We start from the raw sequence: 24,328 nt of genomic DNA on the forward strand, positions 1-24,328 counted from the left end.
TGACCGGCTTCACAGAGCCCGTCGCGAACATAGGGATGTATAGCGAAATGCTTGCCATCGACAAAACAAACACCGTCGACCCCGTTGCCCTCGAAAAGAGCATCTCTTCCGCGACCGAGGCGCTGTTCGGTTACCGCCAATCCGACGGACACTGGGTATTCGAGCTGGAAGCCGACAGCACCATCCCTGCCGAATACATCCTGCTGCGCCACTATCTCGCCGAGCCCATCGACAGTGAGCTCGAAGCCAAGATCGCGAACTATCTACGTCGCACCCAAGGCAATCATGGCGGGTGGCCGCTGGTGCAGGATGGCCCGTTCGACATGAGCGCCAGCGTCAAATCCTATTTCGCGCTGAAGATGATTGGCGATTCCGTCGATGCGCCGCATATGGTGCGCGCGCGCGAGGCGATCCGCTCCCGCGGCGGTGCTGCCCGCGTCAACGTTTTCACGCGGTTTCTGCTGGCGTTCTACGGTGTATTGACGTGGCGCGCGGTGCCGGTGCTGCCGGTCGAGATCATGCTGTTGCCGATGTGGTCGCCGTTCCATCTCAACAAGATTTCTTATTGGGCGCGCACCACGATCGTGCCGCTGATGGTGATGGCGGCGCTGAAGCCGCTGGCGAAGAATCCAAAGGGCGTCGGCATCGACGAGTTGTTCCTGCAGGATCCCAAGTCGGTCGGGATGAACGCCAAGGCGCCGCATCAAAGCTGGGGCTGGTTCACGCTGTTCAGTGCGCTGGACAAGATCCTGCGCGTGGTCGAACCGTTGTTTCCGAAGAAGCTGCGCCAGCGCGCGATCGACGCCGCGCTCGCGTTCACCGAGGAGCGGCTCAACGGCGAAGACGGCATGGGTGCGATCTATCCGCCGATGGCCAATATCGTGATGATGTACGACGCACTCGGCAAGGGGCCGGATTATCCGCCGCGTGCGGTCACCCGCAAGGGCATCGACAATCTGCTCGTGATCGGCGAGCACGAAGCCTATTGCCAGCCCTGCGTCTCCCCGGTGTGGGACACGGCGCTGACCTGCCACGCGCTTGCCGAGGCCGGCGGCGAGGACACGCTCAAGAAGATGAAGCAGGGTCTCGACTGGCTGAAGCCGCGGCAGGTGCTCGAGCTCAAGGGCGACTGGGCGGCGAAGGCGCCCAACGTTCGTCCGGGCGGCTGGGCGTTCCAGTACAACAACGACTATTATCCCGATCTCGACGACACCGCCGTGGTCGTGATGGCAATGGACCGGGCGCGCCGGCAGACCGGCAGCAAGGAATACGATCAGGCGATTGCGCGCGGCCGCGAGTGGATCGAGGGGCTGCAGAGCCGTGATGGCGGCTGGGCTGCCTTCGACGTCAACAACCTTGAATATTACCTCAACAACATCCCGTTCTCCGATCACGGCGCGCTGCTCGATCCGTCGACCGAGGACGTCACCGCGCGCTGCATCTCAATGCTGGCTCAGCTCGGCGAGACCGCGCAAACCAGCAAGGCGGTCGCGGACGGCATTGCCTATTTGCGCCGCACCCAGCTCGCGGAGGGCTCCTGGTACGGCCGCTGGGGACTGAACTACATCTACGGAACCTGGTCGGTGCTGTGTGCGCTCAATGCCGCCGGCGTGGACCACCAGGACCCCATGATTCGGAAGGCGGCGGACTGGCTGGTTTCGATCCAGAACCGGGATGGCGGCTGGGGCGAGGATGCGGTCAGTTACCGACTCGATTACAAGGGATATGAGCAGGCGCCGTCGACCTCCTCGCAAACGGCATGGGCTTTGCTTGGATTGATGGCGGCCGGCGAGGTGGAACATCCGGCCGTCGTGCGGGGCGTGGAGTACCTAAAAGCCACACAGACGGAGAAAGGACTGTGGGATGAGGCGCGTCACACGGCTACAGGCTTTCCGCGGGTGTTTTACTTGCGGTATCATGGATACTCGAAGTTCTTTCCGCTCTGGGCGCTGGCGCGGTATCGGAATTTGAGAAGCACCAACAGCAGGGTGGTAGGGGTCGGGATGTGACTTTGGAGGCGGGGGCCGCCGCGATCGTGGACAATTCGGTTGATCGCAATTCGAATGATCCGCGACCGGTTTTGATCGTTACAGGATTGGTGCAGGAAGCCCGCATTGCGGCCGGGCCCGGCATGATCGTCATCTGCAGTTCCAGCGACCCGCAACAATTGCGCGCACTGCTGGCAACGCTGGATTCTACCACTTTCAGGGGTGTGATCTCGTTCGGCGTCGCCGGCGGGCTCGATCCGTCGCTGAAATCGGGCGATGTGGTGGTGGCGACCGAGGTTCTCGCCGGCGATACCCGGTTTCTGGCAGGTCTGGCGCTGAACGAGGAAATGATTACCCGCGCGGCGCTGCGCCGCCGGCGCGTGGTCCGTGGTATTCTTTCGGGTGTGGAACAGGTGATCGCGGCGACCGCCTGCAAGGCCGCGCTGCATTCGGAGACCGGGGCGGCGGCGGTCGATATGGAAAGCCACATCGCGGCGGCCTATGCGGCCGAGGCCGGGCTTCCGTTCGCGGCGCTGCGGGTCATCTCCGATCCGGCCACCAGGGCGCTTCCGGCGCTCGCCAAGAGCGCTATCAAGCCGAATGGCGACATCGACCTCGGCAAGGTGCTGCGCGGGGTGGCGCGCAATCCCGCCACGCTGCGTGCGCTGGTCTCCACGGGCCTTGATTTCAACCGCGCGCTGCGCTCGCTGCGCGGCTGCCGTGGTTTCCTGCACGGCGAGAGCTTTGCCATGGCGGAGGCCTGAGGCAGGCTTCAGAGTTTTCGAAGGCGTCAAAAAACAAAGGGCCCCGGTTCGCTCAAGAACCGGGGCCCTTTAAGCTTGTTTCCGTGCTCGCTCAGGCGGCGGTGGAGGCCTTCGCCTGCTGTTTGGCGGCGGCAGCAGCCGCCTCGTCGCGGCGGATTTCCGACAGTTTCTTCTGAACCTGTTCGGAGAAGATGTACTGCGCCGGGCGCTGGTTGGAGAGGTCGATCTCGGGCGCCATCGGACCCGAGGTGCGGACGCCCCGCAGCGCGACCCACATCGCCTTGAACGGACTGGTCAGCGCGGCGTTGGCAGCGGTCGGCTCATAGCCGCAATGCGCCATGCAGTCGGCGCACTTCTCGTAACGGCCGGTGCCGTAGGAATCCCAGTCCGTGGTCTCCATCAGCTCCTTGAAGGTCTTGGTATAGCCCTCGCCAAGCAGGTAGCAGGGCTTCTGCCAGCCGAAGATGTTGCGCGCCGGCATGCCCCAAGGCGTGCATTCGTAGGACTGGTTACCGGCCAGGAAGTCGAGGAACAGGCCGGAATGCATGAAATTCCACTTCTTGCCCTTGCCGAGCGCAAAGACGTCGCGGAACAGTTTTTTAGTCTTGGTGCGGTTGAGGAAGTGCTCTTGGTCCGGGGCGCGCTCATAGGCGTAGCCCGGCGACATCGAGACGCCGACACCGAGTTCGGTGGTGAAATCCAGGAACTTCGCGATGTCTTCGGCAGCGTGACCGTCGAAGATGGTCGCATTGACGTTGACGGTGAAGCCGCGCGCTTTCGCGGCCTTGATGGCGGAAACCGCGCGATCGAACACGCCCTTCTGCGACACCGCCTTGTCGTGGTGGTCCTTGAGGCCGTCGAGATGCACCGAGAAGAACAAGTACGGCGAGGGCTCGAACAGATCGAGCTTCTTTTCAAGAAGCAGCGCGTTGGTGCAGAGCGAGACGAACTTCTTGCGCGCCACGAGGCCGCGTACGATCTCGCCGATCTCCTTGTGGATCAGCGGCTCGCCGCCGGGGATTGCCACCATCGGCGCCCCGCATTCGTCGGCCGCATCCCAGCATTCCTGCGCGGTCATGCGGCGGTTGAGGATCGCATCGGGGTAGTCGATCTTGCCGCAGCCTACGCAGGCGAGGTTGCAGCGGAACAACGGCTCCAGCATCAGCACGAGCGGGTAGCGCTTCCGGCCGAGCAGCTTCTGCTTCATCAGATAGCCGCCGATACGCATTTCCTTGAAGAACGGTATTGCCATTTTGGAGATTTTCTTTCTGGACCTGTAAATCTTGAAGTGGATCAACCCGCAGTCAGTTCGGCCGGAAGCCGGAACTCGATATTTTCCTCCCGGCCGGGCAGCACCGAGACCGTGACGGGTCCGATACGCCTCAAAGCCTCGATCACGTCGTCGACCAAAACTTCGGGCGCCGATGCGCCCGCCGTAATGCCGACAGCCTTTGCATCCTTCAGCCAATCAGGGTTCAGCTCGCTCCCGTCGGCAATGAGATAACTCGCGACGCCGACCTCGGTGCCGATTTCACGAAGCCTGTTTGAGTTGGAACTATTGGCAGCCCCCACCACCAAGATGACGTCCACCAGCTTACTCAGGTCCCTTACCGCAGATTGGCGGTTCTGTGTCGCATAGCAGATATCCCGGATGTCGGGGCCTTGAATATCTGTAAATTTGGCCTGAAGGGCGGCGATTATGTCTTTTGTGTCGTCCACGCTGAGGGTGGTCTGGGTGATATAGGCCACCGGGGCATCGGTCGGCAGCGGCAGGGCCGCCACGTCATCGACGTTCTGGACCAGGAGAACCGGGCCCGGAACCTGGCCCATGGTACCCTCGACCTCGGGATGGCCGGCATGGCCGATCAGGACCAGGGTCCGGCCCTTGGACATATACCGTTTACCCTGATTATGGACCTTGGTGACCAGCGGGCAGGTGGCATTGAGGACCGGCAGGCCGCGGGCCGCGGCCTCTTCCTCGACGCTTCGGGCCACGCCATGGGCGCTGAACACGGTTACCGCAAGCGGCGGCACCTCCGACAGGTCCTCGACGAAGATCGCGCCCTTGGCCTTCAGGCTCTCGACCACGTATTTGTTGTGCACGATCTCGTGCCGGACATAGACCGGCGGGCCGTATTTCTCGAGCGCACGCTCAACGATTTCGATGGCACGCACGACGCCCGCACAAAATCCGCGAGGCTGCGCTAGATACACTTCCATTGGATGTCCATTACGCAAGTTGCACCAAATACCGAATTCGCAAATTCACCCGAAGGCCTCCGTGCAGCCGATCACACTCCGGATATTTGCAATATCCGCACCATGGCTGGTTCCCGCAGGTAATCCCCATACTAGGCACTGGAAGCGCAGGACTATGTGTCAAAAATTGTGCGGATAGAAAAGGTGGATCGCGCAATGGTTACCGGACGTTGGGTATTTAGATACCGATAAATGCGCTGCCCGGACGGTTGTTCCTACCGGTTCGTCACTTTATCGCCCACCCGGACCGGCTATACCGGCGCCCGAACGCCCGTTCCGGTCTGTTGTGGCGACTTCGCTTGAACCCTCGGCGAAGTAACCAAAACAACATTAGATCGGCTGCGGGAACTCCGCTAGACAGCGGGGCGTTTTCGCCGAGCTCTCCTTTTAGATTTAGAAAGAAACGAAGTGCTGACCAGTGTTGTTGTCGCCGTTGTCAGAACCTGTACGCGGTTTGCCACTCTCGTCGTCATCGTCTCCCTGCTTCTGGCGGTCGGGGGGGCCTACTATGCCGCCCGGCATTTCGCCATCAACACCGACATCAATACGCTGATTTCGCCCGACCTCGACTGGCGCAAGCGCGATAATCAGTTCGAGCAGGCCTTTGACCGTGAAAAGCTGATTCTGGCTGTCGTCGAGGCGCCGAGCCCCGAGCTCGCCAGTGCGGCTTCCAAGGCGCTGGCCACGAAGCTGTCCGGCGACACCAAACATTTCGAATCGGTGCAGCCGCTCGGCTCCGGCGAGTTCTTCGAGAAGAACGGGCTGCTGTTCCTGCCGGTGGAAGAAGTCGGCAAGGTCGCCGGCCAGCTCGAAGCCGCAGCGCCCCTGATCGAGATCATGGCCGGCGATCCTTCGATTCGCGGCCTGACCGGCGCGTTGGAAACCGGGCTTGCCGGTGTCAAGCGCGGGCAGGTCAAGCTCGACAATACCGAGCGCCCGTTCAACCTGATCAGCCAGACGGTCGAGGATATCCTGAGCAAGGGGATGGCGACGTTCTCCTGGCGCGAGCTCGTCAGCGACAAGCCTTTGACTGATGCCGACCGCCGCGCCTTCATCGAATTCAAGCCGAAGCTCGATTACAATGCGCTCGAACCCGGCAAGGACGCGACCGACGCGATCCGACGGGCCGCGACCGACCTCGATTTCGCGGGCCAGTACAGCGCCCGCGTCCGGCTGACCGGCCCGGTTCCGATCGCCAACGAGGAATATTCGACCGTGCAGGACGGCGCGATCGTCAACGGCGTCGCAACGGTGCTTATTGTCCTCGTCATTCTCTGGATGGCGCTGCACTCAGCGAAGATCATTTTCGCGGTGTTCGTGAACCTGTTCATCGGCCTGGCGCTGACGACTGCGGTCGGCCTGATGATGGTGGGATCGCTGAACCTGCTGTCGATCGCCTTTGCCGTGCTGTTCGTCGGCCTCGGCGTCGATTTCGGCATTCAATTCAGCGTCCGCTACCGTTCCGAGCGTTTCAAGAACGAAGATCTGGCTCTGGCGCTGGAGAGCGCGGCCCGACGTTCGTCGGTGCCGCTGTCGCTTGCCGCGATGGCGACCGCTGCCGGCTTTCTTTGTTTCCTGCCCACCGACTACAAGGGCATTTCCGAACTCGGCAAGATTGCCGGCGCCGGTATGCTGATCGCGTTCATCTCGAGCATCACGGTGCTGCCAGCCATGCTGAAGCTGCTTCACCCGCCCGGAGAAAGCGAGCCTGTCGGTTACGCGTTTCTGGCGCCGGTCGACGAGTTCCTCGAACGGCACCGCGTCATCATCGTCGCCGGAACGCTGCTGCTCGTGGTGGCGGGCCTGCCGCTGCTCTACTTCATGAAGTTCGACTTCAACCCGATCAACCTGCGCAATCCGAAGGCCGAATCGATCGCGACCTTCCTCGACCTGCGCAAGGATCCCAACACCGGCGCCAACGCCATCAACGTGCTGACCAATTCCGAAGCCGAAGCGAAGAAGATCGAGGCGCGGCTGGAGAAGTTGCCGGAAGTCCTTCGCGTGATGTCGATCGACAGCTTCGTGCCCGAAGACCAGCCAGCCAAGCTCCAGTTGATCGGAAAGGCAGCGAAGGTCGTCGGTCCCGCGCTCAATCCCGACTCGGTCGACGCGGCGCCCACCGATGAGGAGAATGTGGAGGCGCTGAAGAGTTCGGTCGACAGCTTGCGCAGGGCCGCGGGCGACGGCAAGGGGCCGGGCGCGGTTGCCTCGCGAAGGCTGGCCGATGCATTGTCGAAGCTTGCCGGAAGCGACCAGGCGACGCGCGACAAGGCCCAGGACATCTTCGTCGCCCCGCTCAAGATCGTGTTCGACCAGCTCAGGAACACGATGCAAGCCGGGCCGGTGACGCTGAAGACGCTGCCGCCGGAACTGTTGAATAGCTGGAAGTCCAAGGACGGGCTGATCCGCGTCGAGGCGCTACCGAAAGGCGATCCCAACGACAACGACAATTTGCGCCGCTTTGCCGATGCGGTGCTGGCTGCCGAGCCGAACGCGATCGGCGGACCGGTGTCGATCCTCAAATCCGGCGACACCATCGTGAAGGCGTTCATTCACGCCGGCATCTGGGCGCTGGTGGTGATCAGCCTGTTGTTGTGGCTGACGCTGCGGCGCGTCACCGACGTGCTGATGACGATGGTGCCGCTATTGGTGGCCGGCGCGGTGACGCTGGAGCTCTGCGTGCTGATCGAACTGCCACTCAACTTCGCCAACATCGTAGCATTGCCGCTGCTGCTCGGCGTCGGCGTCGCCTTCAAGATCTATTACGTCGTGGCCTGGCGCGAGGGCAGAAATAACCTGCTGCAGTCGAGCCTGACGCGCGCGATCTTTTTCTCTGCGCTGACGACTGCGACCGCTTTCGGAAGCTTGTGGCTATCCAGTCATCCCGGCACCGCCAGCATGGGAAAACTGCTGGCGCTGTCGTTTGTCATCACGCTTGCTGCGGTGTTGCTGTTCCAGCCGGCACTAATGGGCAAACCGCGCGATGTCGGGCAATAAGCAGATGTCGCCGATATCGCCGGACTGGGCGGCCGCCTGTTTCTGACCGGGCGCGGCCTTCGGCGCGGGCGCAGGATTTACCGCACCCGTGGTCTTCGGCGGCGCCGGCGGGGCGGCTGGCGCTGCGGTCTTGGGCGCTGCGCCGGATGCACCCTTCGGTGCGCCCTTGGCCATGCTGTTGGTGGGGCTTAAGGGGATCGGCGGACCGACACGGGTCCAGGTTTCGCCGCCGCAGAGGAAGCCGAGCACGCAGCCTTGAATCTCGAGCTGGTCGGTCCCGACCGGCTTGATGGTCGCGCTGTAGTTTTGTCCGTCCTTGGCGTTATAGACCTCACCCTCCCACGCATCGACGCCGGACTTCTTCTTCATGTCGATCAGGATTGGCATGCCCAAAGTCGGCCGGCTCTGCTTAGAGGCATCCGGATTGTTCTTGTCCTTGCCGCCCGGCATCTTTTCCCAGGCAACGACGCCCCACATGTTGCCGTTGCATTGGGCAACGCGAATGTTGGCAACACCGTCGGCCACTTTCCAGTCACCGGTGGGATCGGCGGCCAGCGCCGCATTAAGACCTGTGGCTAAAATGATTCCCGAATAAACTATTGTGCGCGCGACAGTTCTTAGGCAGTGCAACATGGTTCGAACCTGTGTTTAAGTAGATGATCCGAGCGAGAGGTCAAAACGCCGCATTGAGCGTTTTCAGTTGACGAAACAGCCATCAACCGACGTATGTAGCCGATGCCAGATTCATATCTAGACGTTTCCGGGCTGATTGTAGAGCGGCAGGCGCAGCGCAGTTCCATGCATGCGCGCCATCTGAACGAGCAGCTCGTCCGAGTGCTGAAGACCATCGGCTACGATGTGGGCTTTCAGAAGGGTCAAGGACAATACCTGTTCGATCGTGACGGGGCCCGCTATCTCGATCTACTCAGCGGATTTGGCGTTTTTGCGATTGGCCGCAATCATCCGGCGCTGCGTCTGGCGCTGAAAAGCGTGCTCGACAGCGATTTTCCCAATCTGGTGCAACTCGACGTCTCGACGCTCGCGGGCGTGCTGGCGGAGCGCCTGCTCGAACATGTTCCATATCTGGACAAGGTGTTCTTTGCCAATTCCGGCGCCGAGACCGTCGAAGCCGCAATCAAGTTCGCGCGCGGTGCGACCGGCCGTCCCGGCATCGTCTCCTGCTCGCATTCCTTCCACGGCCTGTCCTACGGCGCGCTGTCGCTGATGGACGATGCGAACTTCAGAGGCGGCTTCGAGCCGCTGCTGCCGGGATGCACGCAGATACCTTTCAACGATCTCGCCGCGCTCGAGCAGGCCTTGTCCTCGCGCCAGGTCGCAGCCTTCATTGTCGAGCCGATCCAGGGCAAGGGCGTCAACATGCCCTCGGATGAATTTTTGCCGGGCGCTGCCGCGCTGTGCAAAAAATACGGCACGATCTTCATTGCCGACGAAATCCAGACCGGTATCGGCCGCACCGGAAAATTCCTCGCGGTCGAGCACTGGAATGTCGAGCCCGACATGGTGCTCTTGGCAAAGGCGCTGTCGGGCGGTCACGTGCCAGTCGGCGCGCTGCTGACCCGCAAGTCCATCTTCGACAAGATCTTCAACCAGATGGATCGCGCGGTCGTGCACGGCTCGACTTTTTCGAAGAACGATATGGCGATGGCCGCCGGTATCGCCACTCTCGATGTGATCAAGCAGGAGAAACTTGTCGAGCAGGCCGCCAAGCGCGGCGCCGAGCTTCGCCTTGCACTGACCCGCATGGTGCCCGGCTATGAACTGCTGAAGGAAGTGCGCGGCAAGGGATTGATGATCGGCATCGAGTTCGGTCCCCCGAAATCGCTGAAGCTGAAGGCTTCCTGGAACCTGCTGGAGACTGCAAATAAAGGCCTGTTCTGCCAGCTCATCACCGTACCGCTGTTCAAGGATCACAAGATCCTGACGCAGGTCTCCGGCCACGGCAGCCACACCATCAAGCTGCTGCCGCCGCTGGTGATCACGGAAGAAGATTGCACCTGGATCGAAAAATCGTTCGACGACGTCATTGCCGCGAGCCACAAGGTGCCCGGCGCGATCTGGCGTCGCTCGGCAAGACGCTGGTCGACAACGCGGTCAGGAAGTCGGCGTAGTCGCGCAAGCTCTCGTAGCTGCGCAGCCCCGTTGGCTTCATCCGCGCTACGATTCTATCGGAGGTGATCATGGTCAACGTCACCGGCGGCTGTCATTGCGGCGCGATTCGCTACGAGATCGCGGGCGAACCCATCGTTCATGCATTGTGTCACTGCACCGATTGCCGTCGCCACGCCGGCGCGCCAATGGTCGGCTGGTCGATGTATGCGGAGGATGCGCTCAAGGTCACGAAGGGAACGCCCAAGGTCTACGAATCGTCGGAACATGGCCGGCGACAGTTTTGCGCGAACTGTGGCACCGGTCTCTTCTACACCAATGCCAATGTGCTGCCCGGGATCGTCGATATCCAGAGTGCGACCTACGATGATCCCGACGCCGTGCCGGCCATGGTGCATATCCAGGTCGCAGAGCGCCTTCGCTGGATGGAGCGCGCGCACGAACTGCCCACCTTCGACCGCTATCCGCCGCCGCCATAGCGGCCGCGGCAAACCGGGATAGTCTTACTGTGTCATAAGCGGTGAGCGTCTAGCTCGCCGAACGAAAGCTCCGTCAGCCCGCGTTAGCGCGAAAGCATTTCGCCTCTCCCTGACGAAAATCGGTATCCAATTTTCCCGATCATGCTCTAGGATGCGCGCGCCGAGCGGTCGCAAAGAGCCGCCGGCGCGTGTTGTCGGAGGAAGCATGATGGAATATCCGCGTCGCCAGTTCTTGCAGCTCGTCGCCGGTGCGGCTGCGCTCCCCGTTACGTCAAGCATCGCAAGCGCGCAGGCCTATCCATCGCGGCCGGTTCGCCTCGTGATCGGCTATACGCCCGGCGGCTCGGCGGACCTCACCTCGCGCCTGATGGGGCAATGGCTGTCGGAAAAGCTCGGGCAATCCTTCGTGATCGAGAACCGGCCGGGCGGCGGAACCAATATCGCGACCGAGCAGGTGCTGCGCGCTACCCCTGACGGCTACACGCTGCTGCTGGTGGCGCCGGCGAACGCGATCAACGCCACGCTCTACGACAAGCTGCCCTTCGATTTTATGAAGGAGATGGAGCCGATCGCCGGCATCATTCGCTTTCCCAACGTCGTGGTGGTGCACCCCTCGCTGCCGATCAAGTCGATTCCCGAGCTGATCGCCTATGCCAAGGCCAATCCGGGCAAGCTCAACATGGCATCGTCAGGCAACGGCTCCACGATCCACATGTCGGGCGAACTGTTCAAGATGCTGACTGGGATCAACATGCAGCATGTGCCGTACCGCGGCGGCGCGCCGGCGCTCACCGACATGCTTTCCGGTCAGATGCACGTCATGTTCGACAACCTTCCGACCTGCGCCGAGCACGTCAAATCCGGCAAGCTGCGCGGGCTTGCGGTCACCAGCACGACGCGCTCGGACGTGCTGCCGGATTTGCCGTTGGTCGCGGATTACCTGCCGGGCTACGAGGCAAGCGCCTGGTACGGCCTCGCCGCGCCAAAGGGCACACCGCCGGAAATCGTCGACAGGCTCAACAAGGCGGTCAACGAAATCCTCGCCGACCCCAAGGCAAAGGCCCGCTTTGCCGAGATCGGCGCCATCCTGCTGCGGGGCTCGCCCGCCGATTTTGGAAAGCTGGTGGCCGATGAAACCGAGAAATGGGCCAAGGTGGTGAAGTTCGCCGGCGCCAAGGTGGATTAGAGGGCGGTATTCATCAAACTGGCGGTAAGCCAGCAGTGTCTGCTTTCGGGGAGTAAACCAGACGCGGATCAGCCGCGCCGTGATGTCCGCAAGTGGACCCAATTCGGACTTGGGTTCAGGTAAGTAGCGTCCTGCAATCGAGATCATCGACGGCAAGCATGATGCGTTCAAGACTATTCCACCAGATCACGGCGGGGATACTGTTCACAGCTTGCCACACCGGCGTCGTAATTTGCCAAAGCACTGACAATCGATAATCGGCTTGAAGCGCATGTCGGTCGTAGCCCGAGACCCCGTGAGCAACCAGCGTCTCGTGGTATTCGTCGAGGAGTGAACGTTCCATCGCTTGTCGACGGTCAGGATACCAGTGCATCGCGATCATGTAGGCAAGGTCTCGCGATGCGACATCGAGGCGCCAGCTGTCCCAGTCGAACAGTCGAGCATCATCGGACTGATGGTCTCGCGGCAAAAACGTATTCCAAACATGCGCGTCGCCTTGGGTGATCGTAAAGTTTCGATGTGAGTGATACCGCTGAAGCAGACGAGGTGCAGAGCCGAGCAATTGTTCATAGAGCCGGCGCCGCTCGCGTGACAGTAGGTCACCCGCGCGATCAGCAAAACGTTGGAAGTCGGTCGCGACAAGCTGCATCTGCCGATCCATGGCCTCGGGGTCCAGCCACGTCCCTACGGAGACGCCGAGTCGCGGGCTGTCCCACCAAGAAGCATGGAGGCGAGCGTGCGCTCGAACGATTGCTCCACATTGCTGCCTTGAGGGCGGCAGCGGCCACTGCGTCGGGACGGCGTGGGTTTCTGTGAGGTCCTCAAGGAGGAGGTGCCACGCGCTCGTCTCAGCATCGCGATACGCCTCGAAACAGCGAGGCACGATGTTGGTCACCATCAGTGGCGCAATCTGATTATAAAATGCGACCTCCTGACGGCCTGCATGCAGCGCGTCTCCGACGCGATCGGGGTGACAAGTCTTGAAGATGAGGGAGCGGGGGGCGTCGTCGGTCGGTGTACTGTACGTCAGGCGTATCCGAATGATTCGAGAGAGGATGGTTTCGCGCGAGCTTTCGACCGTGACATCGCTGACGTGAGCCTTGCCAAGCACACCAGTTCGGCGGAATGTCGCGGTGAGACGCTCAGCCTGGATCGCTTCTGGAATCGGTTGCGTCATCGCGCTCTCCTAATTCGAAGGTAGCTCTTTCCGGTCATGTGCGCAACTAACGGTTGAGCACGATCGCCCGCCGTGATCGGCAGTATAACGATGACCGCTGCTGGAATGTTAGCGTGACCTTGATGTCCGATCTTGCACGTCGCGGACATGCGGAGATCAGTGCGTAATGTCCGCTTTCAGCTGCAAAGCGAGTTTTGCTGGTCGCAAGTAATCCAGATTATGGTTCAAGTTGTCAGTTTCTCGCCATCGCCCGCGGCGGACTCTTGCCAAGCGCCATTGCCATCGCCGAGATCAGTGGCCGCATGAAAAAAGCGTCCTCCGCCGGATAGATATCGGTGCGCAGGCCGTGGGACTTCAGTTCATCGGAGACCGCCGGTCCGACCGAAGCGATTGGCGTGCGGTCAAGCCCTTCGCGTAACCGATCCTCGCAACCCTGCGTCCGCGCGACCTCGATCAGTCGACGGATCTGACCAAGATTGGTGAGCGCGATCGCGTCGATGCGGCTCGCCGCCATCTCGTCGATTGCATTGATGATGTTAGCGTCCGCAGCCTGCGCGTCGTAGACGTAAGGCAACACCGTATCGACCTCGGCACCGTGCGCCTTGATAGCGCCGATCAGGACGCTGTGGTCTTTGTCCGGATAGAGCTGCAGGCCGAGGCGATGGCCGCTGAGGTCGAGGCGCGACAGCATCTCGGCGACGCCTTCGGAGGTCGGCTTCTCCGTCGTCATCTGCGGTTCCAGCCCGATTTCGCGCAGCGCCTTGCCCGGCTTGGGGCCGCGGGCGAATTTGCGCGCCTTGCCGAGAGACGCAATGAACTCCTGTTCGACGCCGATGCGCCGGACCACCTTCATCAGCCGGCGCAGGCCTTCGCCCGTCATCAGCACCAAATCATCGAAGGGCTTTTCGATCGACCGCCTGATCCAGGCTTCGACCGGCGCCGGGTCCGGCGCATCGTGGATGGTGAACATCGGACATTGCAGCACGTCGGCGCCCTGCTCGGTGAGCAGGCGGGAGAACTGCGCTTCCTCGCGCGTTTCCAGGATCAGGATGCGGTAACCGTTCAATCTGTCAGCCATGATCTCGCTCCAACGCTTTTGCTTCGCGCTTTGTTCATCCTGACCCCGGTTTCCGGATTGGCGCAAGCGCGTCTGCGATGATAGAGCAGGGCGCAAATCCGAGGTTTTCACCCTTCTGCCTGAATTGTAGTCAAGTCAGCGCCATGCCCGATCACCAATTCGTCCTGACCCTGTCCTGCCCGGATCGCCCCGGCATCGTTTCCGCGGTGTCGACCTTTCTGGCCCATAACGGTCAGAACATTTTGGATGCCCAGCAGTTCGACGACGTCGAGACCATGAAATTCTTCATGCGGGTGGTGTTCACCGCCGCCGATCTCGCCGTCGAATTGCAGGCGCTGCAGACCGGCTTTGCCGCGATCGCCGAGCGCTTCAACATGGACTGGCAGATGCGCGACCGCGCCAATCGCCGCCGGGTGATGCTGCTGGTTTCCAAGTCGGATCATTGCCTGGTCGACATCCTCTATCGCTGGCGCACCGGCGAACTCGAGATGATACCGACCGCGATCGTTTCCAACCATCCGCGCGAGACCTACAGCTCGCTCGATTTCGGCGAGATCCCGTTCCACTATTTGCCGGTGACGAAGGAAACCAAGCGCGAGCAGGAAGAGGCGGTCTGGAAACTGGTTCAGGACACAACGACCGATCTCGTCGTGCTGGCGCGCTACATGCAGATCCTGTCCGACGAAATGTCGGCAAAACTGTCCGGCCGATGCATCAACATCCACCATTCGTTCCTGCCGGGCTTCAAGGGCGCGCGTCCCTATCACCAGGCCCATGAGCGCGGCGTCAAGCTGATCGGCGCCACCGCGCACTACGTCACCCGCGACCTCGACGAAGGCCCGATCATCGACCAGGACGTCGAGCGCATCAGCCATCGCGATACGCCGGAAGATCTCTCGCGCAAGGGTCGCGACATCGAACGCCGCGTACTGGCGCGTGCCATGCGCCATCATCTCGAGGACCGCGTCATCCTCAACGGCCGCAAGACGGTTGTGTTTATGGATTAGCGCGCCGCATCCTTGGACGCAGGAGCCGGGTTGGTCTCCTTGTCGCGTTCGGAGGCCGGCATTAGGCGCTTTCGCTCGCGCTCCCGCATGTACTCGTCATACTTCGCCGTTCCCGGGCGCGGCGGCGCGTCGGCCGGCAAGCCGCCGGCCCAAGCTGGAATGGCATCGCTGACGCCGGCTGAGACTTTCTCGTTGATGGTCCCACAGCCGCTCAAGCCGCAGCCCGCGAGGGCAACGGTGACGATCGTGACAATGTGGCGCGCGCTGGTCGTCATTGGCAGAAGACTACAACCTTAACCGTTTAAGGATGATGGATTTAGGGCGCTGCTCTGGGAACCGGCGAAAGCGGTTCTTTGTTGACAGGACCATTTCATTTGTACAATCGTACAAAAGCGGCGGCAATCGCGTCACGTCTTTTGCGGCTATGCGGCTTCTTCGCTGCGACCCGCCAATGGTCCGATTGACAAAAGGGCGGCCAAGGACGCCATGTTGCCGCGCTACCCGGCGGAAAAATCTGGGTTATGGTGAGATCAAGGGCCGGGGACTCGGTTCGAGACACAAGGCCGATCAGGGGGAGAGATGCTCATGTCTATTCGCAGTCAAATATTGCTGGCCGCAGGCTCAGTCGCCGCGATGCTGGCGCTTGCGCCGGCCCACGCCCAGGACGCCGTCAAGATTGGCCTGATCCTGCCGATGACCGGCGGCCAGGCCTCGACCGGCAAGCAGATCGACAACGCGGTCAAGCTCTACATGCAGCAGAACGGCGATACCGTCGCCGGCAAGAAGATCGAAGTCATCCTGAAGGACGACGGTGCGGTTCCCGACAACACCAAGCGCCTAGCGCAGGAACTGATCGTCAACGACAAGGTCAATTTCATCGCAGGTTTTGGCGTGACGCCCGCTGCGCTCGCGGCGGCGCCGCTGGCGACGCAGGCCAAGGTTCCCGAAATCGTGATGGCGGCGGGCACCTCGATCATCACCGAGCGCTCGCCCTACATCGTCCGAACCTCGTTCACGCTGGCGCAGTCGTGCACCATCATCGGTGATTGGGCCGCCAAGAACGGCATCAAGAAGGTCGCGACGCTGACCTCCGACTACGCGCCCGGCAATGACGCGCTGAACTTCTTCAAGCAGAACTTCACCGCCGGCGGCGGGGAGATCGTCGAAGAGGTGAAGGTGCCGCTGCAAAACCCTGATTTTGCTCCGTTCTTGCAGCGCATGAAGGACTCCAAGCCTGACGCAGTGTTCGTGTTCGTGCCGGCAGGCCAAGGCGGCAACTTCATGAAGCAGTATGCCGAGCGCGGGCTCGACAAGGCGGGCATCAAGGTGATCGGCCCCGGCGACGTGATGGACGACGACCTGCTCAACGGCATGGGCGACGCGGCGCTCGGCACGGTGACGGCGCATCTCTATTCGGCCGCGCATCCCTCGGCCGCGAACAAGGAATTCGTCGCCGCCTACAAGAAGGCGTTCGGCCAGCGCCCGGGCTTCATGGCGGTCGGCGGCTATGACGGTATCCGATTGATCTACGAGGCGCTGAAGAAGACCGGCGGCAAGACCGACGGCGACGCGCTGATCGCGGCGATGAAGGGCGCAAAGTGGGAAAGCCCCCGCGGCCCGATCATGATCGATCCGGAAACCCGCGACATCGTGCAGAACATCTACATCCGCAAGGTCGAGAAGGTCGACGGCGAACTCTACAACGTCGAGTTCGCGACCTTCGAGGCGGTGAAGGATTCGGGCAAGACGAAGAAGTGACCGAAGGTCATTCCGGGGCGCATCTCCCGCTCTCTCCACGTCATGCCCGGGCTTGACCCGGGCATCCACGCCCCTCAACGGGCGAGGAAGTCGTGGATGGCGGGGACAAGCCCGGCCATGACGATGCCGTTGATTTCGTGTCCCTCGCTAGCATTGTTAGACTTCGCTGACCAATGACCACGCTATTCACCATCCTGTTCGACGGTGTCGCCTACGGCATGCTGCTGTTCGTGCTCGCCTGCGGGCTGGCGGTGACACTCGGGTTGATGAATTTTGTCAATCTGGCTCATGGCGCCTTCGCCATGACCGGCGGCTATATCTGCGCGGTGCTGGTCAACAACCAGGGTTGGCCGTTCTTTTCCGCGCTGCCGCTGGCCTTTGTTACGGCTGCGCTGGTTGGCGTGGCGCTGGAGCGCACGCTCTATCGCCACCTCTACACCCGCAGCCATCTCGACCAGGTGCTGTTCACGATCGGCCTCACCTTCATGTCGGTGGCGGCAGTCGATTACATCATGGGATCGTCGCGGATTTTCATCAAACTGCCGGCGGCGCTGGAGGGACAGTTCGACTTCTTCGGCGTCGGCATCGGCCGCTACCGGCTGATGATCATCGTGATCTGCGGCCTGCTCACGGTGGCGCTGCAATTGATTTTGGCGAAAACCCGTTTCGGCAGCCGCCTGCGCGCAGCGGTGGACGATCCGCGCGCCGCTAGCGGCCTCGGCATCAACGTGCCGCAGGTGTTTGCGTTCACCTTCGCCTTTGGCTGCGGCCTTGCCGGCCTCGGCGGTGCGCTGAGCGCCGAGATCCTCGGGCTTGATCCGTATTTTCCGCTAAAATTCATGATCTACTTTTTGATCGTGGTCACCGTAGGCGGCTCCTCCAGTATCACCGGGCCGTTCCTGGCATCGCTGCTGCTCGGCATCGGCGACGTCGCCGGCAAATATTACGTGCCGAAGATGGGACCGTTCGTCATCTACACCATCATGATCGTTATCCTGATCTGGCGTCCGAACGGTCTGTTCGGCCGCGCCGCCGCGCGATGAGTCCGCGATGACCGCAGCCTCCGACGTCTCATCCCATGCCATCGCCCGCGCCCGCTGGCGCCCGGCCGAGATCGCGTTCTGGATTCTCGCGCTGTCCTGCGCGTTCCTGTTTCCGTCCCGCTATCTGATCATGACCGATATCTTGCGGCTGGCGTTGTTCACGCTGTCGCTCGATCTGATCCTCGGCTACGCCGGCATTGTCTCGCTGGGGCACGCCGCGTTCTTTGGCGTCGGCGCCTATTCGGCCGGGCTGCTGGCGCTGCATGGCATCATCAACGAGCCGGTAATCGCGCTGGTCGTCGCCGGCCTCGTCGCCATGGTGCTCGGTTTCCTCACCAGTTTCCTCGTCATCCGCGGCGTCGACCTCACACGGCTGATGGTGACGCTCGGCATTGCGCTGCTGCTCGAAGCGCTGGCGGAACGGTTCTCCAATATCACCGGCGGCACCGACGGGCTGCAGGGCATCGAGATGCAGCCGATCCTCGGCCTGTTTGCGTTCGACATGTTCGGCAAGACCGGATTCTTCTATTCGCTGATCGTGCTGTTCCTGCTGTTTCTGCTGGCGCGGCGGATCGTGAATTCGCCGTTCGGCCTGTCGCTGCGCGCGATCAAGAATAATCCGCTGCGGGCGTCGGCCATCGGCGTGCCCGTCAACCGACGCCTGATCGCGATCTATACGATCGCCGCGTTCTACGCCGGCATTGCCGGGGCGCTGTTCACCCAGACCACGGCGCTGGCCTCGCTCGACGTGTTCGCGTTCGAGCGCTCGGCCGATCTGATGCTGGTGCTCGTGATCGGCGGCACCGGCTATCTCTATGGCGGGCTGATCGGCGCCGTCGTGTTCAAGATGCTGCAGGAGCTGTTTCAGACCATCACGCCGCAATACTGGCTGTTCTGGATCGGTCTCGTGCTGGTCGTGATGGTGTTGATCGGCCGCGAACGCATCCATCGCTGGGTGCTTTGGGGGCCGAACCTCGTCATCCGTCAGGTCTTCGGACGCAAGGCCGTCGTGGCCGTTCCCGAAAGTGATGCGCCATGACGATCGCGCTCGAAACCAGGGGGCTGGAAAAATCCTTCGGCGGCTTGCGGGTCACGCGCGAGCTGTCGCTGAAGGTGGAGCAGGGCGCTCGCCATGCCCTGATCGGGCCCAACGGCGCCGGCAAGACCACCGTCATCAATTTGCTGACCGGCGTGCTCAAGCCCAATGCGGGACGGATCCTGCTCGAGGGCAACGACATCACCGATTTGCCGGTGCACAAGCGAGTGCTGCGTGGGCTGTCGCGCACCTTCCAGATCAATCAGCTCTATGCCGACCTGACCCCGCTCGAAACGGTCGGGCTCGCCGTCTCGGAACGTCTCGGCCGCGGCGTAGACTGGTGGCGGCGGATGGGCACGCGCGACGAGGTCAATCAGGAGGTCGCGGAAACGCTGGGACGTTTTCATTTGCTTGACGTAATGAACGAGCGCACCGCGACGCTGCCTTACGGCAAACAGCGCCTGCTCGAGATCGCTGTCGCCATTGCAACCCGGCCCCGCGTGCTGCTGCTCGACGAGCCCGCTGCCGGTGTGCCCGAGAGCGAGCGTCACGATATTCTGGCGGCGGTCGCTGCCCTGCCGCGCGACGTCACGGTGCTGCTGATCGAGCACGACATGGATCTGGTGTTCTCCTTCGCCGACCGTATCTCGGTGCTGGTCAACGGCGCCATGCTGGTGGAAGGCCCGCCGGACGAAGTGGCGCGCGATCCGCAAGTGAAGGCGGTCTATCTCGGCGAGGCGGCCCATGCCTGAGCTTCTCGCCATCGATGCCTTGCGCGCCGGCTACGGCGAAGCCGTGGTGTTGCCTTCGATGTCGCTGTCGCTGGGCGAGGGTCAGGTGCTGGCGCTGCTGGGGCGCAACGGCACCGGCAAGACCACGCTGATCAATTCGATCGTCGGCATCACCCGCCGTTTCGGCGGCACGATTGCGCTCGGCGGGCTCGACATCACCGCGATGCGCCCGGACCAGCGGGCGCGGGCCGGGATCGGCTGGGTACCGCAGGAACGCAACATCTTTCGCTCGCTGACGGTCGAGGAGAACATGACCGCGGTGGCCCAGCCCGGACTATGGACCGTGGAGAAAGTCTACGAGATGTTTCCGCGGCTGAAGGAGCGCCGCAACAATTTTGGCAACCAGCTTTCCGGCGGCGAGCAGCAGATGCTGGCGATCGGCCGCGCACTGACCCTCAATCCCAAGGTGTTGCTGCTGGACGAGCCGACCGAGGGACTGGCGCCGATCATCGTTGAAGAACTGTTAAGGGCGCTCGGCACCATCACCCGGGCAGGCGGCATCTGCTCGGTTATCGTCGAGCAGAATGCGCAAAAGATTTTGGGGCTGGCCGATCGGGTTGTGATATTGGAACGCGGCGCAATCGTGCATGATGCGGCAAGCCACGCGTTGAAGGCCGATCCCGCCGTGCTCGAACGCTATCTCGGCGTCGCCGGCGCGGCCGCCCACTAGATTTATGGGAGTTGAGACCATGCAGAGAACAAAGCCCCCGTTCCGCGCCGACGAGGTCGGCAGTCTGTTGCGTCCGCCGCGCATCAAGGAAGCGCGCGCCAAGCTGGAGAAGGGTGAGATCACAGCGGAGGACCTGCGCAAGGCCGAGGACCTCGAGATCGAAAAGGTCGTGCACAAGCAGGCCTCGATCGGGCTGAAGCTCGCGACCGATGGCGAGTTCCGCCGCTCCTGGTGGCATTTCGACTTTCTTAGCCATCTCACCGGCTGTGAGCTGTTCCACCCCGAAACGGGCATCCAGTTCGCCGGCGTGGAAACGAGGCACGACGCCGTCCGCGTGATCGGCAAGCTCGACTTCCCGGACAATCATCCGATGCTGGATCACTTCCGCTTCCTGAAGAAGCATGCTGATACAGCTCACGTCACGCCGAAGATGACGATCCCGTCGCCCGCTGTGCTGCATTTCCGCGGCGGCCGCAAGTCGATCTCGAAGGAGGTCTATCCCGATCTCGAGGAGTTCTTCCTCGACCTCGGCAAGACCTATCGCAAGGCGGTGAAGGCGTTTTATGACGCCGGCTGCCGTTACCTGCAATTCGACGACACCGTATGGGCCTATCTCTGCTCGCAGGACGAACTGCAGAAGGCGCGCGATCGCGGCGACAACCCCGACGGCCTGCAGGAAATCTATGCGCGCGTCATCAACTATGCGCTTGCGGAGCGCCCGGCCGACATGGTGATCACGACGCACGTCTGTCGCGGCAATTTCCGCTCCACCTGGATTTCGTCCGGCGGCTACGAGCCGGTGGCCGAGACCATGCTGGCTGGCACCAACTACGACGGCTATTTCCTCGAATATGATTCCGACCGCGCCGGCGGCTTCGAGCCGCTGCGCTACCTGCCGAAGGGCAACAAGGTGGTCGTGGTCGGCGTCATCACCTCGAAGTTCGGCGAGCTCGAGAAGAAGGACGACGTCAAGCGCCGCCTCGATGAGGCCGCCAAGTTCGCCCCGCTCGACCAGCTCGCAGTATCGCCGCAATGCGGCTTTGCCTCGACCGAGGAAGGCAACATCCTCTCCGAGGAAGAGCAGTGGGCCAAGCTCAGCCTCGCGGTGGAAGTGGCGAACGAGGTATGGGGGAAGTCGTAGGCTCTCGGCCGTCATTACGCGGAGCGTGAGCGGCGGGCGTTCGCCTCGCAATGACAGCGCTTGGGCCGGGCAGGGATTCATTTCCCCCAGTGGGCAGATGGTGGTAGGACAACCTGGCCAGCTACCGCTGCCCACCACGACTTCCCAAGCCCCGGCCCGATGAAAAACGACCAGATCCTCAGCCAGATCACCGAGTTCTGCCGCCAGGCCGACATGGCGGAGACGACGTTCGGACGCCGGGCGGTCAACGACGGCAAGCTGGTGCAGCGGCTGCGCGAGGGCAAGCGCATCACTATCGATACTCTGGACCGCATCCAGGCCTTTATCGCGGCGTCCACCGGCACGCTGCCGCCGCCGCGCGGCCTTGAAGTGCCGCCCGAAAAGCGCGATCCCCGGGGCAATTTCCGCTTCTTCGAGAACCGGCAGAAATACCTGCTGTTCGTGCATACCTGCAGCGAAAAGCGGGTGATTGCCGAGCGGGTGGCGCTGGAATTGTCCAGCCTGCATCCGCGGCCGCCGGCGCTCAGGGTATTCGACGCGGGAGTCGGAGACGGCACGGTGCTCGCGCGGGTGATGCGCTCGATGCACGGCCGTTTCCCCCATATGCCGTTCTATATCGCCGGCAAGGAGTTGAGCCTGGAGGACGTACGCCTTACGCTCGACAAGGTGCCAGACCGGCTGTTCGAGCACCCGGCGACCGTCATCGTCCTGACCAACATGCACTATGCGGAGGCGCCCTGGCTGACGCCGGCCTCGCCTGCGGCAGCCGCGGGCATGATCTGGCACGAAGTGGCCCTGCGGGGGGCCTCGTCGGGGGAATTCGAGGCCCAGATCGCCGAATTGGGGCCGTTTCTGGAACAGAACTGGCGCGCCAATATCAGCCCTAAATCGGGCATGCCGATCTATGAGCGGCCGGTGGCGCTGGTGCTGTACCGGGAGGACCACCGGTTCCTGCTTGATTCGATCATCCCACGGGCCGGTCGGACCGAGGCCAATTTCGACCTTGTGATCGCTTCCCAGCCCTATCGGGCAAAATCCTCTGTGAATTTCCGCGCCAAGCGGATCATTGCACCGCTGGCCCGGTCGCTTCGGGCAGGGGGCCGATTGATTGGAATTCACTCCCACGGGCAGGATCCAGGCCTGGAAATCATCCAGTCCGTCTGGCCGGGAGAAAATCCTTTCGCCGTGAGCCGTCATGAGCTATTGCGCGCGGTGAAATACGAGCTGGGGTCGGCCGGGCGGGACCTTAATTTTAATGCCTACGCCGATAACCGTTCCATCTTCCGTTATGATATGGAAGCGCTGCCCAACGAGGTCACCGGCTCGATCGGAACCTCGACGGCCTTTGCAGCGTGGAATGCGGCGGTGTATGTCGCCCAGATCGAAGACGACCGGTTGACCGAAATGACTGAAAACAGCCGGACGCTCGATGCCACCAGAGAGGTTCTGCGCAAGCATAACGGGCTTTGGTTTTACGACGAATCCTACGTCATTTCGCGACGTCGCGACTGACATTCCAGGATACACAACACAGACAGCCGCCGGGGTCCGGCGGGAACAAGGGGTTTGTTGATGCGCGCCTCCTATCTCTTCACCAGCGAGTCGGTTTCCGAGGGTCATCCGGACAAGGTTTGCGATCGAATCTCGGACGAGATCGTCGACCTGTTCTACCGGGAAGGCCCGAAGGCGGGCATCGACCCCTGGCAGATCCGCGCGGCCTGCGAAACGCTTGCCACCACCAACAAGGTCGTCATCGCTGGCGAAACGCGCGGCCCGGAATCGGTCACCAATGAACAGATCGAAAACACCGTGCGCGAGGCGATCAAGGACATCGGCTACGAGCAGGAGGGTTTCCACTGGAAGACCGCCGACATTGAAATCCTGCTGCATCCGCAGTCCGCTGACATCGCGCAGGGCGTCGACGCCAAGCAGCCCAGCAACCAGGAAGAGGGCGCGGGCGACCAGGGCATCATGTTCGGCTACGCCACCAACGAGACGCCTGACCTGATGCCGGCGCCGATCTTCTACGCCCACAAGATCCTTCGGTTGATTTCCGAAGCGCGCCACTCCGGCCGCGAGAAGGTTCTGGGTCCGGACTCCAAGAGCCAGGTCACCGTGCAGTACGAGAACGGCAAGCCGGTCGGCGTGCGCGAGATCGTGGTCTCGCACCAGCATCTGGTCGAGGACCTCACCTCCAATCAGATTCGTGACATCGTCGAACCCTATGTCCGCGAGGCGCTGCCGAAGGAATGGATCAACGGCAAGACCATCTGGCACATCAATCCGACCGGAAAATTCTACATCGGCGGTCCCGACGGCGATTCCGGTCTTACCGGCCGAAAGATCATCGTCGATACGTATGGCGGCGCGGCCCCGCATGGCGGCGGCGCCTTCTCCGGCAAGGACCCGACCAAGGTCGACCGTTCGGCCGCCTATGCCGCGCGTTATGTCGCCAAGAACATCGTCGCCGCCGGTCTCGCCGACCGCTGCACCCTGCAGCTCGCTTACGCGATCGGTGTGGCGCGTCCGCTGTCGATCTATATCGATACCCACGGCACTGGAAAGGTGCCGGAAGACCAGCTCGAGCAGGCAGCCGCGAAGGCGATGGATTTGACGCCGCGCGGCATCCGCACCCATCTCGATCTCAATCGCCCGATTTACGCGCGTACCGCAGCCTACGGCCATTTCGGTCGCACGCCCGATAATGAAGGCGGCTTCTCCTGGGAGAAGACCGATCTGGTCGAACCGCTCAAGCGCGCGGTTTAGTCTTAACAGCATCATTCCGGGGCACCGCGATAGCGGTGAACCCGGAATCTTTTTCCATGAT

20 protein-coding genes and 1 pseudogene are annotated in these 24,328 nt (G+C 62.1%); 15 read left to right on the forward strand and 6 right to left on the reverse strand.

Annotated features, from left to right (window positions below; translation table 11 throughout):
- Nucleotides 1–47: 47 nt before the first annotated feature.
- Together shc and V1273_RS11675 are read left to right on the forward strand one after the other, a co-directional pair.
- Nucleotides 48–2,009: a squalene--hopene cyclase gene (gene shc / locus V1273_RS11670; RefSeq protein ID WP_334409690.1), complete on the forward strand. Its 1,962-nt coding sequence runs from the start codon at nucleotides 48–50 to the stop codon at nucleotides 2,007–2,009.
- Nucleotides 2,010–2,035: 26 nt separating this feature from the next.
- Nucleotides 2,036–2,752, forward strand: a complete 717-nt coding sequence (locus tag V1273_RS11675) for a phosphorylase (RefSeq protein ID WP_334369224.1) — start codon at nucleotides 2,036–2,038, stop codon at nucleotides 2,750–2,752.
- Between the two features lie 91 nt (nucleotides 2,753–2,843).
- On the opposite strand, the gene hpnH is transcribed toward V1273_RS11675, so the two are convergent.
- Nucleotides 2,844–4,004 carry an adenosyl-hopene transferase HpnH gene (gene hpnH, locus V1273_RS11680; RefSeq protein ID WP_334367825.1) on the reverse strand — a complete coding sequence of 387 codons (1,161 nt, stop codon included), beginning with the start codon at nucleotides 4,002–4,004 and terminating at the stop codon, nucleotides 2,844–2,846.
- A gap of 41 nt (nucleotides 4,005–4,045) precedes the next feature.
- Nucleotides 4,046–4,972: a 4-hydroxy-3-methylbut-2-enyl diphosphate reductase gene (gene ispH, locus V1273_RS11685; protein ID WP_057848041.1), complete on the reverse strand. Its 927-nt coding sequence runs from the start codon at nucleotides 4,970–4,972 to the stop codon at nucleotides 4,046–4,048.
- 447 nt (nucleotides 4,973–5,419) lie between these two features.
- Here ispH and V1273_RS11690 point away from each other — a divergent pair, with 447 nt between their 5' ends.
- A complete protein-coding gene (locus V1273_RS11690) occupies nucleotides 5,420–8,008 on the forward strand; it encodes an MMPL family transporter (protein WP_334409691.1) in 2,589 nt (862 codons plus the stop codon).
- Here V1273_RS11690 and V1273_RS11695 read toward each other — a convergent pair.
- Nucleotides 7,976–8,641, reverse strand: a complete 666-nt coding sequence (locus V1273_RS11695) for a DUF2147 domain-containing protein (protein ID WP_334367827.1) — start codon at nucleotides 8,639–8,641, stop codon at nucleotides 7,976–7,978. The two genes, V1273_RS11690 and V1273_RS11695, sit on opposite strands and share 33 nt — an antisense overlap.
- A gap of 102 nt (nucleotides 8,642–8,743) precedes the next feature.
- On the opposite strand from V1273_RS11695, the pseudogene hpnO reads away from it, so the two are divergent.
- From hpnO to V1273_RS11710, 3 genes and pseudogenes are all read left to right on the forward strand, one after another.
- Nucleotides 8,744–10,137 (forward strand): annotated as a pseudogene (gene hpnO / locus V1273_RS11700) (aminobacteriohopanetriol synthase HpnO).
- A 69-nt stretch (nucleotides 10,138–10,206) separates the two neighbouring features.
- Entirely contained in the window at nucleotides 10,207–10,614 is a 408-nt protein-coding gene (locus tag V1273_RS11705) for a GFA family protein (RefSeq protein ID WP_334409693.1), read from the forward strand.
- Nucleotides 10,615–10,822: 208 nt separating this feature from the next.
- A complete protein-coding gene (locus V1273_RS11710) occupies nucleotides 10,823–11,800 on the forward strand; it encodes a Bug family tripartite tricarboxylate transporter substrate binding protein (RefSeq protein WP_334412196.1) in 978 nt (325 codons plus the stop codon).
- Between the two features lie 115 nt (nucleotides 11,801–11,915).
- Here the strand turns inward: V1273_RS11710 and V1273_RS11715 are convergent, their stop codons facing one another.
- Both V1273_RS11715 and V1273_RS11720 read right to left on the reverse strand, forming a co-directional pair.
- Entirely contained in the window at nucleotides 11,916–12,977 is a 1,062-nt protein-coding gene (locus V1273_RS11715) for an aminoglycoside phosphotransferase (protein WP_334382997.1), read from the reverse strand.
- A gap of 232 nt (nucleotides 12,978–13,209) precedes the next feature.
- Nucleotides 13,210–14,055 carry a uroporphyrinogen-III synthase gene (locus V1273_RS11720; protein WP_334409694.1) on the reverse strand — a complete coding sequence of 282 codons (846 nt, stop codon included), beginning with the start codon at nucleotides 14,053–14,055 and terminating at the stop codon, nucleotides 13,210–13,212.
- 143 nt (nucleotides 14,056–14,198) lie between these two features.
- Here V1273_RS11720 and purU point away from each other — a divergent pair, with 143 nt between their 5' ends.
- Entirely contained in the window at nucleotides 14,199–15,062 is an 864-nt protein-coding gene (gene purU / locus V1273_RS11725; RefSeq protein WP_334409695.1) for a formyltetrahydrofolate deformylase, read from the forward strand.
- Here purU and V1273_RS11730 read toward each other — a convergent pair.
- Nucleotides 15,059–15,337 carry a hypothetical protein gene (locus tag V1273_RS11730; RefSeq protein WP_334409696.1) on the reverse strand — a complete coding sequence of 93 codons (279 nt, stop codon included), beginning with the start codon at nucleotides 15,335–15,337 and terminating at the stop codon, nucleotides 15,059–15,061. The two genes, purU and V1273_RS11730, sit on opposite strands and share 4 nt — an antisense overlap.
- 310 nt (nucleotides 15,338–15,647) lie before the next feature.
- Between V1273_RS11730 and V1273_RS11735 the strand changes: the two genes are divergently transcribed.
- The 8 genes from V1273_RS11735 to metK all read left to right on the forward strand — a co-directional run bounded on the left by V1273_RS11735 (nucleotide 15,648) and on the right by metK (nucleotide 24,267).
- Nucleotides 15,648–16,820 (forward strand): ABC transporter substrate-binding protein, encoded by a 1,173-nt coding sequence (locus tag V1273_RS11735; RefSeq protein WP_334382995.1) that lies wholly within the window; start codon nucleotides 15,648–15,650, stop codon nucleotides 16,818–16,820.
- Between the two features lie 173 nt (nucleotides 16,821–16,993).
- Nucleotides 16,994–17,863: a branched-chain amino acid ABC transporter permease gene (locus V1273_RS11740; RefSeq protein WP_213290901.1), complete on the forward strand. Its 870-nt coding sequence runs from the start codon at nucleotides 16,994–16,996 to the stop codon at nucleotides 17,861–17,863.
- A gap of 7 nt (nucleotides 17,864–17,870) precedes the next feature.
- On the forward strand, nucleotides 17,871–18,902 hold the full coding sequence (locus V1273_RS11745) for a branched-chain amino acid ABC transporter permease (RefSeq protein ID WP_334367840.1): 1,032 nt from the start codon (nucleotides 17,871–17,873) through the stop codon (nucleotides 18,900–18,902).
- Entirely contained in the window at nucleotides 18,899–19,651 is a 753-nt protein-coding gene (locus V1273_RS11750; RefSeq protein ID WP_334409698.1) for an ABC transporter ATP-binding protein, read from the forward strand. Before V1273_RS11745 ends, V1273_RS11750 begins: the two co-directional genes overlap by 4 nt.
- Nucleotides 19,644–20,360 (forward strand): ABC transporter ATP-binding protein, encoded by a 717-nt coding sequence (locus V1273_RS11755; RefSeq protein WP_334409699.1) that lies wholly within the window; start codon nucleotides 19,644–19,646, stop codon nucleotides 20,358–20,360. The genes V1273_RS11750 and V1273_RS11755 overlap by 8 nt, the downstream gene beginning before the upstream one ends.
- A gap of 19 nt (nucleotides 20,361–20,379) precedes the next feature.
- Nucleotides 20,380–21,501 (forward strand): cobalamin-independent methionine synthase II family protein, encoded by a 1,122-nt coding sequence (locus V1273_RS11760; RefSeq protein WP_334409700.1) that lies wholly within the window; start codon nucleotides 20,380–20,382, stop codon nucleotides 21,499–21,501.
- Between the two features lie 159 nt (nucleotides 21,502–21,660).
- Nucleotides 21,661–23,013: a hypothetical protein gene (locus V1273_RS11765; RefSeq protein ID WP_334412197.1), complete on the forward strand. Its 1,353-nt coding sequence runs from the start codon at nucleotides 21,661–21,663 to the stop codon at nucleotides 23,011–23,013.
- A gap of 60 nt (nucleotides 23,014–23,073) precedes the next feature.
- Nucleotides 23,074–24,267, forward strand: coding sequence for a methionine adenosyltransferase (gene metK / locus V1273_RS11770; protein WP_334367844.1), 1,194 nt, complete (start codon nucleotides 23,074–23,076; stop codon nucleotides 24,265–24,267).
- The last annotated feature ends 61 nt before the right edge of the window (nucleotides 24,268–24,328 follow it).

It is taken from the genome of Bradyrhizobium sp. AZCC 1721 (assembly GCF_036924715.1).
In the GTDB taxonomy this organism is placed as follows: domain Bacteria; phylum Pseudomonadota; class Alphaproteobacteria; order Rhizobiales; family Xanthobacteraceae; genus Bradyrhizobium.